Consider the following 17,960-nt stretch of genomic DNA (forward strand, 5'->3'; position numbering starts at 1 on the left):
ATGCATACATAATATTGATTTTTTTCTTTCCCCGAAGGGTTATACCGACTGCTCGTCCAATAGGAAATCAAGCACATTCATTATTACGATACCGTCGTCGTTCTGGTATTTCTTTATGCGGTCGCCGGTTATGACGTATTTCATGAAACTGTCGTTGATGCGGAGCAAGGAGGCAGACTCCTGCTGCATCTTCTCTCTGTCTGGCAGACTGAGTGCCGACTGTATGTAGCAGCGCTTGTAACCACGGTTGCACACGAAATCCACCTCAAGCATTCGCCTTACCTTGGTTCCTTTCTCGTCTACGGTATTCACTTCCACATTGCCGACATCAACACTATAGCCCCTTGCACAAAGTTCATTGTATACGGCATTCTCCATAAGATGGGTCTTCTCCTGCTGACGGAAACCGAGCAGGGCATTGCGGATGCCCAAATCGGAGAAATAATATTTCAACGGAGTACCGATGTATTTCCTTCCCTTCACGTCATAACGGTTGCAAGACTCAAGAAGGAATGCATCAGAAAGGCATTCGATGTATTTCTTTATCGTTGCCGGACTTATGGATACATTCTTCACAGACTGGAAGGTATTTGAAAGACGCTGCGGATTTGTCAGTCCGCCTATCCCCGAGGCAAGAATCTTGAAGAGATCATTCAGTTCTGAATCGTTCTTTATCTTGTTTCGGTTCACAACATCTATTATATATGTCTCAGCCAGCAGACTGTCAAGGAGCTTCACTTTCTCCTCTTCCGTTTTCAGAAGCACTACAGGTGGCAGTCCGCCATAAAGCAGATATTCGTTCCAGCCATCCTCGCGGTCGCCCTCATAAACGCTCATGAACTCTGCAAAGCTCAATGGCGACACATGTATCTGATAGCCCCTGCCACGAAATTCGGTTATTATGTCCTTTGAAAGGAACTTGGCATTGCTGCCCGTCACATACACGTCGGCATTGGGGATATGCAACAGTCCGTTGAGCACATCCTCAAACTCATCAAGCATCTGCACCTCATCAAGCAATATATAATAAGGTTGGTCGTCGATAATCCTGCCCTTCACGTAGGCATAGAACTTGTCGGGATTGCGAAATTCCTTGAAAGCGTAATCATCGAAAGCCATTTCCACGATATGGTCGTTCGCCACTCCATTATCCTCAAGAAACCTTCGGAACAGTCTGAACAGCAGGAACGATTTGCCGCAACGCCTCATTCCTGTAATAATCTTCACCAGTCCGTTATGCCGACAACTGACCAGTTCCTGCAGATATTTATTTCTCTCTATAACCATAGTCTACAAAAGATTTTTGCGGATATCCGCACTTTTCTTCTGCAAATATAGTCATTTTATCAATTCCATGAAAGATTTTTGCGGATATCCGCACTTTTCTTAGATAGAAGCAATTGGGGATGATGTTTGTAGCGTTACTAAAACGTACTCTAAAACGAGAACATAGAACTGGGCACCCTATAAAGTAATATCCGTTGATGGGATCAGTGCCTTGGTAAGTCCAAGCCTCACTTCTTTGTTAGGCACGTCGAGAGTATAGTAGTCATAATCTCTGTTGTAGTCTTTTATGGTGATGTAGCCGCTCTGGTAGAGCAGCGGCATTATGGTCGGCATATTCTCCGTAGGAGCATCAAACTCGCTGGCAGAAGCCTCAACACGTGTAATGTCGACAGGCTGCACATCGTATTTGCGCATCATGTTTATAAGATATGTAGGAGTGCCTGAAGCGAACCAGTATGCCTCGAATTTCTTTTCTGCAAAACAGCTTAGCAGACTGAAGGGATTGAACACGTCGGGAGAGGAAGCGGAGAAATGATAACCATCATAATTGTCTTTCAGCCTGCCGATGGTCTGTGTCCTGTCCATCCCCATTGCCTTCGACAACACATCTATGTCTGCCGACATCTGGGTCAGCAGTTCATCTTTCGTGATACCGCAGATTCCTGCATAATCATCATTCATGGATATGTTGGTGATATTGTTCAGCTCGCTGAAAATGCTAAGTTGTGAAAATTTCGTGATTCCCGTGAGGAACACGAAACGTAGCTTTGCCTCGCAAAATTTAAGAGGACTGTAAAAATTGCGCATTATATTGCGCAGCTCGTCAAGTTGTTCCTTTTCATAGGCAGCGTCGAGCATCGGTGCATCGTATTCGTCAACGAGCACAACAACCTGTTTGCCAGACTTTCGGTATGCAGCATTAACAAGGTCTATCAATCGGTTGTTGCTGCCGTTAGCCGGACTGCTGATTCCCCATTTCAGTTCTTCGTCCTTCAGTCTATAGCCCAGATATTCCTCCAGTTGTTGTGGATTCATATGCTTTCCGCCGCTCATATCAAAGTGCAACACTGGATATTCTGTCCATTCCTTTTCCAGTTTTTCAATGGCAAGTCCCTTGAACAAATCTTTCTTTCCCTCAAAGTAGCTTTGGAAAGTGGATACAAGCAGCGACTTTCCAAAACGGCGAGGGCGCCCCAAAAAGAAATACACTCCGCTGGTGTGTGCCATACGGTATACGTATTCCGTCTTGTCGATATAGAGTTTGTCTTCCCTACGGATTCTCTCAAATGTCTGTATTCCTAATGGATATAGTTTCAATGCCATAATCGTTGCCATTATTGTTTCCGACCGTAAATGTACGGCATTTATTCGATACATACAAACATTAATGCGTTTTTCTTCTATTACGGCAAGGTCATGAAATGTTTTCCCTGACAAACTCCTTTGGCTGTCAAACAGACAGAAGACATGCTACGGCATTGTAGCACTTATGTACGAATATGACAACATTGTTGAAACCATACTGTAACATAACGCCCCTATCTTTGCACCGGACAAAGAAAACAAACGATTTTATTGTATGGACAGAAAGGTAAAGAAGGTTCTGACAACCACAATGATGATGGTCGTCCCTGTGATAGGGACAATGGCCGCCGACATCATCGGCAAAGTGACCGACGCAAAGTCGAAGGAGGCTCTCATAGGAGCTACGGTGCAGGTGGACGGCACCGATTTCATTGCCGCTACTGACATTGACGGCAACTTCAAGCTTACAGGATTGGATTCAAACGCCAAGTACTCGCTGACGATAAAGTACGTGGCATACGAGAATAAAAAAATTGACGGGGTTCTGGCGAGTGACCAGCCTCAGATGATTAGCGTAGCGCTGACGCCCGAAGAACAGACACTGGGCGAAGTCACCGTAACCGGGATCGCACGGAGAAACACGGAAACGGCTATGGTGCAAGTAGCGAAGAACAGTCCCGTCATAGTGAACAACGTCTCGGCACAGGAGATTGGAAAAACGCAGGACACCAATGCGGGAGAGGTGATCAGACGTGTGCCGGGCGTAAGCCTTATCGATGACAAGTTCGTGATGGTGCGCGGCTTGTCGCAGAGATACAACAATGTGTGGATAAACGGTGGAGCGGCACCAAGCTCTGAGGCTGATTCGAGGGCTTTCTCGTTCGACCTCATACCGAGCGCACAGATCGACAACATGCAGATCGTGAAAACGCCGTCACCGGAATATCCTGCCGACTACACCGGTGGATTCATAGTGGTGAACACAAAAGACATACCGGCAGAAAGCATCACGCAGGTGCAGGTGGGCGGCAACTGGAACACGACATCGGTATTCAACGACTTCACACATGCCAAGGGTTCGGCAACTGATTTCCTCGGTTTCGACAACGGCATGAGGAGCCTCAACGGGGGATTCAATGCCTCACTCCGCCCTATCGGCAACGGAGGAACGGACCTGACGGGGAACGGACTGAACAATGATTGGACAACAAAGAGCATGAAGCCTTTCGGCGACCTGAAACTGTCGGCTAACATCGGCAGAAGATGGAAACTGGGCAGAAACCAGCTTGGAATGATCGCCGCCCTGAACTACACAAACGAATACCGCACGTTCAGTGATATGCAGAACAACCAGTTCGGTGTGTACGACGAGCGCAACGACCGTTCCATATACCTGAGCAACTCTCTCGACAACCAGTATAACCACAACGCCCGTCTCGGCGCTATGCTCAATCTGACGCTGCTCACTGCCGGAGGCAACAGCAAGTTCCAGATGAAAAACATCTTCAACCAGCTGGGCAACGACCGCTACACGTTCAGACAGGGCGTGGACGAACAGAACAACGACACTCGCTCGGCGGAATATTACTACCGCAGCCGCACTACATACAACGGACAGTTCACGGGCAAGCATACGCTGAACGACGATGAACTGGACTGGAGTCTCAGCTACTCTTATGCCAACCGCAACGTGCCTGACCGCCGACGCTATCTGCAGAACGACGCTCTGGAGACGGGAACGATACAGCTGACCACAGGAAACGACATTTCGAGGGAATGGACAAAACTCGACGAGCATATACTGTCGGCTGCAGTAAACGACAAACACGACTTCGACCTGAACGGATGGAGACCATCCATAAAGGTTGGTGCATACGGTGAATACCGTACACGTGAATACAAGACTCGCGAGTTCATATACAACTGGGAGCCGGAAAACAACACTCTGCCTGCGGACTTCCGCAAATGCGATTTACCTACACTGCTGAGCAACAGTGACAACTTCGGACAGGACAAGCTGTATCTGCTGGAAGAGCCGAACATGAGAGACAACTATAAGGGACACAACACTATGGGGGCCGGATATCTTGCTGCCACCCTACCCCTTGGCAAACTGAACGTATATGCCGGAGTGCGCTATGAATACGACAAGATGGAACTGGTGACCAACACCCGCGACGACCGCCCGAGCCCGTTGAGCCATTTCTATAAATACAGCGACCTTTTCCCGTCGCTCAACACCACATACAAAATCTCCGACAAACACCAGCTGCGCCTCTCATACGGCAAGACGGTGAACCGCCCGGAGTTCCGCGAAGTGTCACCGTCGGTGTTCTACGACTTCGACCTCGCCGCCGACGTGAAGGGAAATACGGAACTGACACCATGCTACGTGCAGAACCTCGACCTGCGCTACGAGTTCTACCCATCAAGAGGCGAACTGATCTCTGTGGCACTGTTCTACAAATATTTCGACGCTCCGATAGAATGGACATATACCCTCTCTGGCGGCAACAGACTGATATACTCTTACACAAATGCCGACCACGCAAACAACTACGGTATAGAGGTGGACATAAAGAAAGACCTCTCGTTTATCGGACTGCCGAACTTCAGTTGGTCGTTCAACGGAGCTCTGATAAAGAGCAGAGTGAACTTCAGCGGCAATGCGTTGATGGAAAACCGCCCTATGCAGGGACAGTCGCCATATCTCGTGAACACTGGTATCTTCTACAAGAACGAAAAGCTGCAACTCGATGCCGCCCTACTCTACAACCGCATCGGAAAAAGAATCATCGGTGTGGGACGCAGCGAAGGAACGACAAGTGGCAACGAGGCGCTCAGAGTGCCCGACAGCTACGAGATGCCACGCGACGTGCTCGACCTGTCAGTATCGAAGAAATTCGGAACACATTGGGAGGTGAAGGCAAACATACGCGACATTCTCGCCCAGAGGGTTTACTACAAGGAATTCGTGACGGCAACTCTCAACGACGGCACCACAAAGAAGGTGGAGCAGATAACGAGAAGTTTCAAGCCTGGCCGCAACATCGGTCTGAGTATCACATATAAACTCTAAGAACATACCCCTTCTATATAATCCAGAATTCCCAGAAGACCTAGAAAGCCTAGAATATCTTGAAAGTCTATAATAGGCTAGAATATCTAGAAAGCCTAGCCTCAACAAAAAAAACTATTATTCTAAATAATAAATTATGAACAAGACAAAATTTTACGGATGCCTTGGCATCCTCGCACTTGCAGGAACAATGTTTACTGCGTGCAGCGATGATGATGACAACAACGGAAAGAACAATGCCTCCACTGCCGTATGGACAGTAAACGGCGGCATCAACGCCTGCGACCACGTGCTCTTCACGGAGAGTGACAAAGCAGGCAGCAAAGACGTTAACGACAAAGGTACTCAGATTGGAAACGGTGACCAAGAGTTCGTGTTCACAGGAAAGCAGACTCTTAAGAAAGGTACATATATTCTGAAAGGTTGGGTGTACATCGCCGACGGCGCTGAACTGACTATCGAACCGGGAACCGTTATCAAGGGCGACAAAGACACCAAGGCCGCCCTCATAGCAGAGCGTGGCGGAAAGCTAATAGCCCAGGGTTCTGAGACACAGCCTATCGTATTCACTTCTGAGCAGGCTCCCGGCAGCCGCCGTCCTGGCGACTGGGGTGGCATCATCATCTGCGGCAAGGCTCGCACAAACGCCACTGAACAGCAGATTGAAGGCGGTCCGCGCACAAAGCACGGTGGCAACGACGACAACGACAACTCTGGTGTGCTGAGCTACGTGCGCATCGAGTTCGCCGGCTATCCGTTCGCAACGGACCAGGAAATCAACGGACTCACTCTCGGCTCCGTGGGAAAGCAGACAAAAATCGACCACGTACAGGTGTCTTACTCTAACGATGACTCCTACGAGTGGTTCGGCGGTACTGTTGACTGCAAATACCTCATCGCCTATAAAGGATGGGACGACGACTTCGATACCGACAACGGATTCAGCGGCCATGTGCAGTATGGTCTCTCCATCCGCGACCCGAAGATTGCCGACAAGTCTATGAGCAACGGATTCGAAAGCGACAACAACGCAAAGGGAACAAACGCTGACCCTCACACCTCTGCCGTATTCTCGAACATCACCTTCGTGGGTCCTAAGGCTGGTGCAGCTGACTTCGTAAACGACGCTTCATATATCACAGCTGGCAGCATGAACCCTAACAACGGTTCTGGTCTCGGACGCTTCCAGAGCGGTATGCAAATCCGCCGCGACTCTCATCTGAGCTGCTTCAACTCAGTGATAGTAGGCTGGCCTGTAGGTCTTATCCTCGACAACGACCTGGGTGACACCCAGGGTGCAGCAACATCAGCTTTGCTAAAACTGCAGAACATCTATATGACTAACGTTGACGCCATCGGAACTGACAAGAACAAGGTGCTCAGCAATCCTGAAAACGATTCTTTCTCAGCGAAGTTTTTCCTCGCACAGCCGGGCAACGTATACTCTCAGGCTGCAACAGGATGGTTTGACATGACTGGCTACCGTCCTCTCGCCGGCAGTCCGCTGCTCACTGGAGCTTCATTCACAGACGCTCTGCTCGCAGGATTCGAGAAAGTGGCATACGTGGGAGCATTCGGAGGAACCGACTGGACTGCAAACTGGACTAACTTCGACCCGCAGAACACAAACTACTAAATCTTAATAACCTGTAATATTGATGAGGGTGTGTCGTTTTTGACATACCCTCATTTTTTTGATTCCGTTCAGCCAATAGACCATTTAACTCCAATCTGCAAGTAGTACGTTTATCCCCAAACAGCAAGTAGTCCCTTTGGGGTGAGGTTAGCTTAAATACACTCTTCCCAAACTATATTATGGGACATTCCATAGGTTAAAACCCACCTAGAATAATAGGGAATCATACCAAAAGAGCGGCTTCATTTATACCCGAAAGGGTGTAATATAAATCTTAAATATTAATTTTATACCCGAAAGGGTGTAAATAAATATAATAATTACTATATTTGCACCCTAAAGGGTATAATTATATGGAGAACAGTTTATCGGGATTTGTAAAGGAAATGCGAAAGCAGTTCGGACTGACACAGGTTGACCTTGCAGAGAAATCGGGTGTTGGACTGAGATTCGTGCGCGAACTGGAACAGGGAAAGACAACGCTCCGTCTGGACAAGGTGAACCAGGTGCTTGCCCTGTTCGGCAGACAGGTGGGAGCGGTCAGAATAGGAAATGAGGAGGATAAAGCATGAAAACAGGAAAAGTATATATGCATGACCGTCTTGCCGGCACGCTGACGGAAGACGAGACGGGATTCACTTTCAGATACGACAGCGCTTATCTCGATTCTGACAATGCGGAAGCGATAAGTCTCACTATGCCGCTGACAAACAAGGAATACCACGACACGGTGTTGTTTCCGTTTTTCGACGGACTGATTCCTGAGGGGTGGCTGCTCGACATAGCGGAAAAGAGTTGGAAGATAAACCAGCGCGACAGGATGTCGCTGCTCATGGCATGCTGCAAAGACTGCATCGGAGCAGTGAGTGTGGTACCTATTGAAGAAGAAAGGGAATAAGGATGGCAAAATGTCTATATTGCTACAAAGAGCTGAAAGAGGGACAGACTGACTATCATCCCTCATGCGCAAAAAAACTGTATGGGGTGAAGACGGCACCGGTGCTGCCATACAACAGGAGCCAGATTGGAGAACTGGCAAAGAGAGTGGTGAGAGCACAGACCACGCTGACCGGAGTGCAGGCGAAACTGTCGCTCGACGTGAACCATGGCCAGAAGAACGAACCTGACCGCTTCACCATCGTGGGTCTGTGGGGACGCTTCATACTGAAGCCCCAAACCGATACCTACCGTTCGCTGCCCGAACTGGAAGACCTGACCATGCATATGGCAGAGGCAGCGAAAATCGCAGTAGTGCCTCACGGGCTGATAAGATTCGACGACGGTGAACTGTGTTACATAACGCGGAGGATTGACCGCCAACCCGACGGCAGCAAAACGGCAATGGAAGACATGTGCCAGTTGTCGGAGCGACTGACGGAATACAAATACAAGGGGTCGTATGAGCAGATAGCGAAGCTGATAAAGAAGTATTCGGCGGTGCCACAGCTCGATCTGGTGAATTTCTGGGAGGTAGTGGTCTTCTCATGGATAACGGGAAACTCCGATATGCACCTGAAGAATTTCTCGCTATACAAGACCCCTCTGGGATTCTGTCTCACTCCTGCCTACGACCTGTTGTCTACTCTGATAGTGATGCCACAGGACACGGAAGAGCTGGCGTTGACACTGAACGGAAAGAAAAGGAAGATAAAGAGGTCTGACTTCGAGAAGGCAATGACTGCATCGGGACTTAACGAGAAGGTGATACAGAACATGGCTAACAAGTTCGGCAAGGCAATATCAAAATGGATCGACCTCATAGACAACTCTTTCCTGCCAAACGACATGAAACGGGAATACAAAAGACTTATCATCAAAAGGGTGATAATGATGAGATGACAAAGGATAATCCATGGTACGGCAATAACACGCCATCACAAAAATGTGATAACACACTAAACAGCCTGATGACCGATTGGGGATAAACCCCAGACGGAGAGGAAACATACTCTGAACAAAAAAGGCCGGAGGAACATCATGTCCACCGACCTTCTTTTTTTATCCCTTACCCATAAGGCAATGGGGAATTAACCGTTCAGCACTTATCAGAAATAATATGCTGCTGAAATCTGCCAAGCGTTAGACTTGCCTTCGCTGTCGAGCAGATTCTTGATAGTCTCTGTAGCAACGCTCTTTCCTGTCACCTCACCGGTCTTGCCACAAGCGATGTTGTAGTTGAAACCAATCTCCAGATGATTGATGAGAGTAACGCCGGCACCAACGTTAACGCTGAAGTTTGTTGACTTCAACTTATAGTTGGCAGCCTTCAGCATGTCGAAGTTCTTGTCACCGACGTTGAAACCGAACTGTGGACCGGCAGCAAGATAAACTCCGGCGATGTCGCCAAGACCAAAGGTATAGCGAAGGTTCACAGGGATGTTGATAGCCTGCTGCTTAACCTTGGTGTTGAGATCTGCCTCATATCCGCTTTCCTCTCCCTTCAGTTTTGCCTCACGCTGGTCGTAGAGAGCAGAAGCGTCGATTCCCAAACCCACTACAGGAAGAGTGAACTTTACAGACGGACCGATGAAGAATCCTGCGCGGTTAGAGGCGTCGAGCACCTTGCTGTCCATAGACATATCAGTGATGTTGAGACCACCCTTGAGACCGAACTTGATCTGAGCCTGAGCCGGATTTGCAGTCATCATACCTAATGCCACGAGGGCAAGAGCGAAAATCTTTTTCATAAGCTTAATTTTGTTTTATGGTTAATATAGTTGTTATAATAAAACTAATGTCTGAATAATAAAAGCACCAGTTCATCTTATCCCCCAATCGGCCATTAGCGCTTGCTTGGATTTTGGTATTTTATAAGCAGAAAGGACAAGCAAGTCTCACCCTGACGGCTTCTCGCTTGTCCCCTTGTATATATGTTTCTTAGTGGCGCTGACGGCGCACCGACACCCTTGCTGACGATGAGCCTCCGCCAGAGGATGAAGAAGAGCTGCTACGTGATTTCTTCTTTACAGTGGTCTGTTTGTCTTCCGTAGCCGATCCACCGGCACGACGGTTCTTCTTGCGCACCTTCTTTCCCTTCACGGTCTGCTGAGCCTTGGCGATGCTGTCGAGAGAATCCTTGAGCTGCTGGTCGCCCCAGATATTCTTCTCAAAGGCGATGAGCTCTCCCTCTATACGTTTCTGCTCCTTGGTCATGGCAGAGTCTGACTTGCAATACTGTGCGAGCGTCTTGCCGAGCATATTGGTGGTCTTGTATATCTTGCCGCGATACATGTTCTTGGTGAAATAATCATCAAGAGTCATCGTGGCGGCATTGTTCAAGTCGCTCGTCATTATTATCTGCTTGCTCAGATATGGGGCGATGTCGTCATACTTCACCCAGAAGAGCGGATAGGTCTGAGGAGCATCGCCGAAGTCGTCTTCTCTCGACATGATAGGACAGAGCGCTATCACCTTGGTGTGGAAGGTGGCTGAACGCTGGTCGTAGTAGGCACTCTCCTTTATGTAATACGACTTCACTTCCTTCGACGGTATGTCGCTGTTGTCGATGTTGATGCCGTTGCCCTTCTTTTCATAATATATATGATAATTGTCGAGAAATGCCAATGGCTTTATCTTCGATGCGTCGTTGAACACCTCGTTGCCGTCGAGTCTGTATTCATAGGCATTGATGCGCTGGCGCATCATGAGCTTGAACATATAGGTGAAGAGGTTCATCTGTGAACCCACTGCCTCAACAGGATAGTAGAGTCCGGCATTGGCATCTTCGTTGAGGTCGATGATGCGATAGATGTCGCGGCGCCAAACCACGTCCTCGTCCATAGTGGCAGCGACGGGGAAGGATATCTGAGCCCTCGTCGTGATGTTCTGGGCGTTTGAGGTGGTCTGTTGCTGCTGTTTGCGGCGTGCGGCAGGCTGTGCGTTCGCCATTCCGGTGAGGCAAGCTGCGAATATTATTAGAAATATCTTCTTCATATATCGTATATAGTTTTTCTCATATTGTTATTTCACGATGACCTCCATCGACGAAGGCAACGTTCGCTTGATGCCGTCAGGACCTACTGCAGTGACACGGCTGATATAGAAGCGGCGGTTGCGGGAGAGTCCGCGGAAGGCATTCTTCTGGCGTTCCGAGAATGAAGCTCCGGCAGAAGCCATAGGAACGGCATTTCCCATATTGTCAAAGAATACTGTCTCGAAGCTGAGCACCTTGAACTGAATATCGAGGAGTCCGTCGTCGATTGCAGCCTTCACTTCGTGAGAACCCATAAGCGATGCCTTGGCGAGTCCGCCGCCACGATAGCGGTTGGTGCCGATGGCGAGATATGCCGTCGGATCCGGCAGTTTGCGCACGTGGAACGTGAACTTTCCCATCTGGCGCGGATGACCGGTGGTGGTCGACATCACTGTGATGGTGACGTCCTTGCCTACTGCTGCAGGACGGGCGATATACTTGCCCGGTCCTACCGGCTGCAGCGTACCGCCGCTCATTGATGCCGTCACTTTGTTGAGAGGCACTCCTGGAATGCTTATGCTTATAGGGTTTGTATATCCGGCATAGAGCACGTTCATGAGGTCGGCAGACACCGTGGCGCTCGGATCCACTACAGTATACTTCTGTGTGAAGTCACGACGAATCACGTCGCCCTGTCCGTTCTGCATCGTGATGTATCCGGCGAGATTGAACTCGCCAGTCCGTCCTGTCACTATCTCATAAGTGTTGTTGCGCAGGTTCATCTGTCGTCCGCCGATGTAGATCTTCGGCTGCTGTGTGGTGTCTACGGCAGCCATCACTATCTGGGCAGAGAACTTGTCGCCACGCACGATGGTCTGTGCGTTGGGAATTACGAATGCACTGAGTTTGTTCACTCTGATATCCTTCATGTCAATGTTTGCCACGAGAGTGTGCAACACTTCACCTTCGGCATAACGCACGTCGTTCTGCAGTTTGGTGAGAAGCGTTACGGCAGCAGCCACCGGCATGTCTTCAAACATATACTCCTGCCAGTTCTTGCCCATTGTCTTGGCTTTCTTGGGGAGTGTGGTCGACAGGTTACCGGCGATGATCTTATGCTGTGCGGCATCTGGCACCATCTTCAGGATGCGTTCACGGAAGGAATTGATGGCATCGAAGAGTTTCTTGCCTTTTCCCGTACCGGGAGCGAGCATCACATGACTGGCAGCCTCGAGGTCGTCCTTTCTTTCTATGTTATGGATGTCACCGTCTGCACCGTCTGCCTCGCGCACGATCTCCACCTTCAGTTCCTGAGCGAAGTTATACAGAGAGTCGCTCATGCGCTTCACTGCCGTGGCCTTTTCAAACCACTCACGCACCTTCTCAGGGTTGCTCTTCATCTGCTCGGCAAAATTGCCGTAGATGCTTTGGTTCTCCTTCGCCGAGTTGTCGGTTGAGCGCTGCAGGCTCTCCTCCACGATGGAGAAACCGTCGAGCACCTGTGTCGAGACGTTCATCGCGAGCATTGCCATCAAGACGACATACATGAGGTTGATCATCTTCTGGCGAGGAGATATTGGTCTTTTCTTTATTGCCACTTTTATGCTGTTTAATAATCAAGGATTTGTCTTTATTGCTGTGGGGTGCCGGGGGCTGCGACACGCATGTTGACGGTCATTGCCTCTATCATGCGGGCATAGATGGCGTTGAGCTGTTCTATCTGCTGTGCCATCTTCTGCAGCTTGTCGTTAATCTGGTCACCCGTACCGATTTGGGCGCTTGCTGCCTTAAGCTGCATCTCGTATATCTTGCAGATTCCGGTGAGCGTGCGGTTGAGGTTTTCCATCTCCTCTGAATCGCGGGTGAGGTGCATGCTCTGCTCCGACACCTTCTGTATGATTTCGGTGAGGTTGTTGAGCGACTCCACATAGTTTGTCGTTGCCTCTGCCATTTCCGGAGACACTTGTGCCTGCTGTGCCACCCACTGCTGCATGTTCACAGTCTGCGATGCTGCCATTGCAGCTGCTCCGGCAACTGTCGCCGCATCCTGTCCCTCGCTGTCGGCTTCCGATGATGGCGTTGGCTGCGCTGCAGCTGCTCCGGCTGGCATTCCGCCGCCGATGATTATCGTTCCGCCGCCGTTCACGCCTGCCATGGCAGCAGGCTGTACCATTGCCGGTTGTGTTGAGAATGGTTGTGAGTCGGGATTCTCTGCTGCCTCGCGGGCTTCCATATCCTCCTTATACTCTTCTTCTATCTCTTCTTTGGTGACGTGTGTCGGCAGGTCCTTACCGTCGGCAGTCTTGTCGAACGGACGGTCGAAGGCTGAGATGAAGAACACTATAACCTCTGTTCCCATTCCGAGGAAAAGCATGAAGTTTGCTCCCGGCAGGTGGGTGAGTTTGAACAGAGTACCGAGGATAACGATAGACGCACCCCAACTGTAAGCGTAGTTCATGAACGTCTGTCCCGGTACGCTATCCAACCACTTCTGCAAGCGGTATATCACGTTAAAATTGCTGTATACTGTCATTTTTTCTTCTTACTCCCTTTTTGTTTAGAACTTGTTGTACTTGCCAGACTTCTCACGCAACGGAAACCGATATAGCTTCTTGGCTGGTTCTGGTATTCCCATGTGCGCCATGCCGAACGGATATACGACTCAGGGTCTTTCCACGAACCGCCTCTCACGCTCTTCTTCTTCATCTTGTACGGATCTTCTATCGCCGCATTGTAGGAAAGCTGCGGATTGAGGTCGTTCATGGCGGTCACTCCGGCTTCGGTATATATCGTGCTTGTCCATTCTGCCACATTTCCCGCCATGTCATACAGTCCGTTTGAATTGGCGGAGTATATCCCCACGCGGCTCGTTATCAGGTTGCCGTCCTGGGTGTAGTTGCCGCGGTCTGGTTTGAAGTTGGCATAGAAGCATCCGCGGTCGTTCTTCACGTCGCGGTTCTCCCATGGGAATTCGTTTCCGTCTTTTCCGCGCGCCGCATACTCCCATTCTGCCTCTGTAGGCAGACGGTAGCGCTGGATGTATTTCGCCACGCCTCCGAGTCCTTTGAGCAGATAGTCGGTACGCCATGCACAGAAGGCGTTTGCCTGCTCCCAGGTCACTCCCACCACAGGATATTCGTTGTAGGTAGGACTGCTGAAATAGAGGCGCATGTATGTCTCGTTGTCTGAGTTCTGAAAATCGTTCACCCAGCATGTAGTGTCGGGATATACGTTCACGATGTAAGTGTTGAGGAAGTCCCACGGACCGGTGAGCTGTCTGTTGATGGTCTGTCTCACTATCCTTCCCTCATCGTCGATATATGCCGTATCCTTTGAAATCATCACCACCTCGTCCGGGTTCACCTGGACGTCGGTGTTGAGATTGCGCTCTGATGGATTCAGACGGTTACGGCGCTTTGCCGCCGTAACGTAGTCGTAAATCTCGTAGCGGTAGTTCATCTGGCTGGCGTCGAGCATCTTCTCACCGGTCACGGGATTGGTGACATAAAGGCTCTCTATGGCACGCTGCTCGTCTTCGTTCGGCTTGCGCGGAAGAGCCTTTTTCCAGTTGAGGTGTGGGGTCACGGGGTCACCGTTCTTGTCTTCGGTAATCATATACGACTCGTCGCCGCCGTATGAAGGGTCGGCGAGACGTGTTCTGAGGATTGAGTCGCGCACCCAGTATACAAACTGTCGATACTCGGAATTGGTTATCTCCGTGTCGTCCATCCAGAATCCGTCCACTGATATTTCCTTCACAGGGGTCTGCTTTCCCCAGAGGCTGTCCTGCCTCTCGAGTCCCATCTTCAGGAAGCCTTTCTTCACAAGGGTCATTCCGAACGGCGTCGGCTCGGAGAAGCCTCTGCCGCCTCCTGTTCCTGTCAGCTCGCCTCCCCTGCCGGTTGTGGCCATCTTTCCGCCGAAGCAGCCCGTAAACAGGGTTGCCACGCAGATCAGGGCTGCGATCACAATGCTATTCTTCATTTTCATATTTCTTTTTCCTATATTCTTTATTATATGTATCTATTCAGCAAGAGCGTCCCCTCTTATTGCCGCCAGCGTTTTGCCGGCCGTTTCGCATCACAGGATTCTCACGTTCTTGTGCTTGTTCTTGCCTTTCTTGAAGAGGTTGAGGTCGGTCTGATAACTGACCATCAGTTCATGGCTGCCGTTGCCCAAGCTTATCGCTGAGGTGTACATCTCGTAGCTGTAGCTCAGGTTGATGCCGTGGAACGATCCTCCGATTAGCGCCGTGACGGAATTCGTCGGACTGTATGACACTCCGGCATACATGAGTTTTTTCTCGTTAGTATACACTATCCTTGCGGATATGTCGGCACGGTATGCCTTGGTGTCTGTGCGCACGAGCACCGACGTAGGTATTGTAACAAACGGATTTCGTAGCTTTATATTGTATCCGCCCGTCAAATAATATGTAGGATCTATCTGCAGCTCGTTGGTCTCACCAAGCTCCACGAGCGGAGAAGTGAGGTGCTGCGCCGAGACTCCGGCATACCATCGGCCATGTGTGTAGTAGATACCTGCCGCCAGGTCCATGGCGTTTCCCTTCACGTCGGAAGTGGCGAATGCCGGGTCGTTTGACTCGCCCAGATCCACTTTCGAGCCATCAAACTGTTCGTTGAGGAATCCGAATTGTGCGCCCACGCTTATATTGCCGCCAAAGAGCTTGTGCTTATAAGCATACTGCAGGGCTATGCGCTGGTGGGTGAAAAGACCTATCTGGTCGTTAATGAGAGACACGCCGGCTCCGTGATATGCGCCGAGCAGGAAGAAGGGCATATCAGCACCGAGATACATCGTGCGGGGATTGTTTTCAAAACCTGCCATATCGAGGGCGTATGCCGCCACGACATTGAGTTTTGGCTGCTTTCCCACCGCTGCCGGGTTGAAATAAGGTTCCATGTCCCAGTAGTGGCTGAACGATGCGTCATACTGCGCCTTTGCCCCTACAGAAAGGAGCAGCGCAAGCGTAATTGTTATGTATAAACGTTTAAACACGTTTACATAACGAGGCTTTATAATATTTATTGTATAGAGGTTCTAAAAAATACTCCACGAGGACACTTCTACACGGCTTTGCATCCTATTTGGCGACTTCAGAAATCCAGTCGCCGATGTCGGAGAGCACTTCTTCTGAAATAGTGGTCTCTATCTTGGCATAGTCGAGCGGAGAACCGCTTTCTGACGGCTGGAAGAAATGGTTGAGCTTGGAATACGTCTTGAAGAGGCTCTTTGCCCTTACGGTCTTGCTGAAAAGAGTCTCCGCTGCATGGAAGTTTATTGTTGAGTTCACCTGCTTGTCGTTGTCGCCAATGAGAAGCATCACCGGACATTCCACTTTGCGGATATCCGCTGCCGGGTCGTATTTCAGATAGGAGATGAGCCATGGTGAGTCTATCTGCTTCACCACGCCAACGAGGTTGGCACGGAGTTCGGGCAGGAGGTCGATATCTGCCGTCAGCATCGGAATGAGTGCTTCGGGAGTTTGTGCAAACTTGTTCTGCTGTCCCGACATCTTGTATCTGAACACTCTGCCCAATGCTGTTGCGTATTTTTCGATACTTGCCTCATCGAGACCGGAAACGGCAAGCAGATCCCGGTTTTGTATCAGCAGCACACTGTCGCCACGCAACACGGGACCGGCGAGTGACACCACGAAGTCTGCCTTGCCTTTGGCGGCAAGCATATAGCCGATAATGCCTCCCTCGCTATGGCCGAGCACACCTATCTTGCCGAATTTCTTCGTGCTCCTCAGATAGTCTATTCCAGCCTGGGCGTCGAGCATGTTGCTCTGGATGGTGACCTTCGTAGGATCGCCTGTCGACTTGCCCACTCCACGGTCGTCATAGCGCAGCGTGGCTATGCCGCGACGGGCGAGATAGTCGGCTATCACGAGGAAGGGCTTGTGACCAAGGATTTCCTCGTCGCGGTCTTGCTGTCCGCTGCCGCTTACCATGATAACGACCGGCATCCCTGCCTTGAAATTCTTTGGATATGTAAGCGTACCGCCCAGCCAGGCTTCTCCGCCTTCCGTTGGAAGACCAGTCTTGCCGTCGACGCCCTTGTTCTGGAATGCCACCTCCTGCATGGTATAGTCGAAAGGCGGCTGCGGAGTCTGCGGACGGTTTACTTTCACCTCGCCGCGTTTCAAGTTCAACGGGAATGAGTAGCCCATCTGTGAGAATGTGCCAAGAATCTCCTCGCCCTTGAGCTTTCCTGTATATTGCGCCCGAAGCTGGGGCAGTTCGATAGACAAGGTGTCTTCTTGCAGACATTTCACCTCTGCCGGCCGTCCCGTGGCCCCCTGGTCCGGACTGTCCATGGTAACGGTGCCGTCGGCATTGATATGGAAAACGATTGTCAATTTTGACGGACCTGCTTCAAGCAGTCCGTTCCACGCTCCCTTTATCCCCTGGGCATTCGCCAGCAGCGGCATAAGGACAGACAGGCATAGGAATATGTACTTTTTCATGGTTCACAGTTGTTTAGATAATTCAACATTTGCTCTGTATGCATATAAACTCCCAACCGCCTGACGACAGAATTGGGGTAGAATATGCGACAGCTGTGGGCAAAGATATAAAAAAAACAGAAAGCAGCAAACTATTGTGAATTAGAAACAGGCAAAAGACGCCTTATAAAAAGCAAAAGACTGCAAGCAGTTATTAAAATTATACATTAAACGGCCTAATGACCGATTTGGGGTTAACACGGATTTC

13 protein-coding genes and 1 pseudogene are annotated in these 17,960 nt (G+C 50.0%); 5 read left to right on the forward strand and 9 right to left on the reverse strand.

The window, feature by feature from the left end; genetic code table 11:
* Nucleotides 1-39 precede the first annotated feature (39 nt).
* Entirely contained in the window at nt 40-1,287 is a 1,248-nt protein-coding gene (locus tag ACDC99_RS09760) for an ATP-binding protein (RefSeq protein ID WP_302962266.1), read from the reverse strand.
* Between the two features lie 195 nt (nt 1,288-1,482).
* Nucleotides 1,483-2,610 (reverse strand): annotated as a pseudogene (locus ACDC99_RS09765) (ATP-binding protein); the annotation flags it as partial.
* A gap of 256 nt (nt 2,611-2,866) precedes the next feature.
* Here ACDC99_RS09765 and ACDC99_RS09770 point away from each other — a divergent pair.
* The 5 genes from ACDC99_RS09770 (at nt 2,867) to ACDC99_RS09790 (ending at nt 9,146) form a co-directional block, all read left to right on the forward strand.
* Nucleotides 2,867-5,671, forward strand: coding sequence for a TonB-dependent receptor (locus ACDC99_RS09770; protein ID WP_370756664.1), 2,805 nt, complete (start codon nt 2,867-2,869; stop codon nt 5,669-5,671).
* 136 nt (nt 5,672-5,807) lie between these two features.
* Nucleotides 5,808-7,307 (forward strand): hypothetical protein, encoded by a 1,500-nt coding sequence (locus ACDC99_RS09775; RefSeq protein ID WP_288768558.1) that lies wholly within the window; start codon nt 5,808-5,810, stop codon nt 7,305-7,307.
* 353 nt (nt 7,308-7,660) lie between these two features.
* Nucleotides 7,661-7,879 (forward strand): helix-turn-helix transcriptional regulator, encoded by a 219-nt coding sequence (locus ACDC99_RS09780; RefSeq protein WP_022316181.1) that lies wholly within the window; start codon nt 7,661-7,663, stop codon nt 7,877-7,879.
* On the forward strand, nt 7,876-8,205 hold the full coding sequence (locus ACDC99_RS09785) for a HipA N-terminal domain-containing protein (protein ID WP_042519485.1): 330 nt from the start codon (nt 7,876-7,878) through the stop codon (nt 8,203-8,205). Before ACDC99_RS09780 ends, ACDC99_RS09785 begins: the two co-directional genes overlap by 4 nt.
* A 2-nt stretch (nt 8,206-8,207) precedes the next feature.
* Complete coding sequence (locus ACDC99_RS09790; protein ID WP_022316179.1) at nt 8,208-9,146, forward strand: HipA domain-containing protein; 939 nt, start codon at nt 8,208-8,210, stop codon at nt 9,144-9,146.
* Between the two features lie 206 nt (nt 9,147-9,352).
* Here ACDC99_RS09790 and ACDC99_RS09795 read toward each other — a convergent pair whose 3' ends face one another.
* From ACDC99_RS09795 to ACDC99_RS09825, 7 genes are all read right to left on the reverse strand, one after another.
* Nucleotides 9,353-9,994: a porin family protein gene (locus ACDC99_RS09795; RefSeq protein ID WP_370756665.1), complete on the reverse strand. Its 642-nt coding sequence runs from the start codon at nt 9,992-9,994 to the stop codon at nt 9,353-9,355.
* Between the two features lie 190 nt (nt 9,995-10,184).
* Nucleotides 10,185-11,240, reverse strand: coding sequence for a type IX secretion system ring subunit PorN/GldN (porN, locus tag ACDC99_RS09800; protein WP_287074847.1), 1,056 nt, complete (start codon nt 11,238-11,240; stop codon nt 10,185-10,187).
* Between the two features lie 27 nt (nt 11,241-11,267).
* Complete coding sequence (porM, locus tag ACDC99_RS09805) at nt 11,268-12,818, reverse strand: type IX secretion system motor protein PorM/GldM (RefSeq protein WP_370756666.1); 1,551 nt, start codon at nt 12,816-12,818, stop codon at nt 11,268-11,270.
* Between the two features lie 32 nt (nt 12,819-12,850).
* Nucleotides 12,851-13,753 carry a type IX secretion system motor protein PorL/GldL gene (porL, locus tag ACDC99_RS09810; RefSeq protein WP_370756667.1) on the reverse strand — a complete coding sequence of 301 codons (903 nt, stop codon included), beginning with the start codon at nt 13,751-13,753 and terminating at the stop codon, nt 12,851-12,853.
* Entirely contained in the window at nt 13,750-15,210 is a 1,461-nt protein-coding gene (gene porK, locus ACDC99_RS09815) for a T9SS ring complex lipoprotein PorK/GldK (protein WP_042519491.1), read from the reverse strand. The genes porL and porK overlap by 4 nt, the downstream gene beginning before the upstream one ends.
* A 90-nt stretch (nt 15,211-15,300) precedes the next feature.
* Entirely contained in the window at nt 15,301-16,239 is a 939-nt protein-coding gene (locus ACDC99_RS09820; protein WP_370756668.1) for a PorP/SprF family type IX secretion system membrane protein, read from the reverse strand.
* Between the two features lie 85 nt (nt 16,240-16,324).
* Nucleotides 16,325-17,713: an alpha/beta hydrolase family protein gene (locus ACDC99_RS09825; RefSeq protein ID WP_370756669.1), complete on the reverse strand. Its 1,389-nt coding sequence runs from the start codon at nt 17,711-17,713 to the stop codon at nt 16,325-16,327.
* Nucleotides 17,714-17,960: the final 247 nt, after the last annotated feature.

This window comes from Prevotella pectinovora (assembly GCF_041323955.1).
Lineage (GTDB): Bacteria > Bacteroidota > Bacteroidia > Bacteroidales > Bacteroidaceae > Prevotella > Prevotella pectinovora.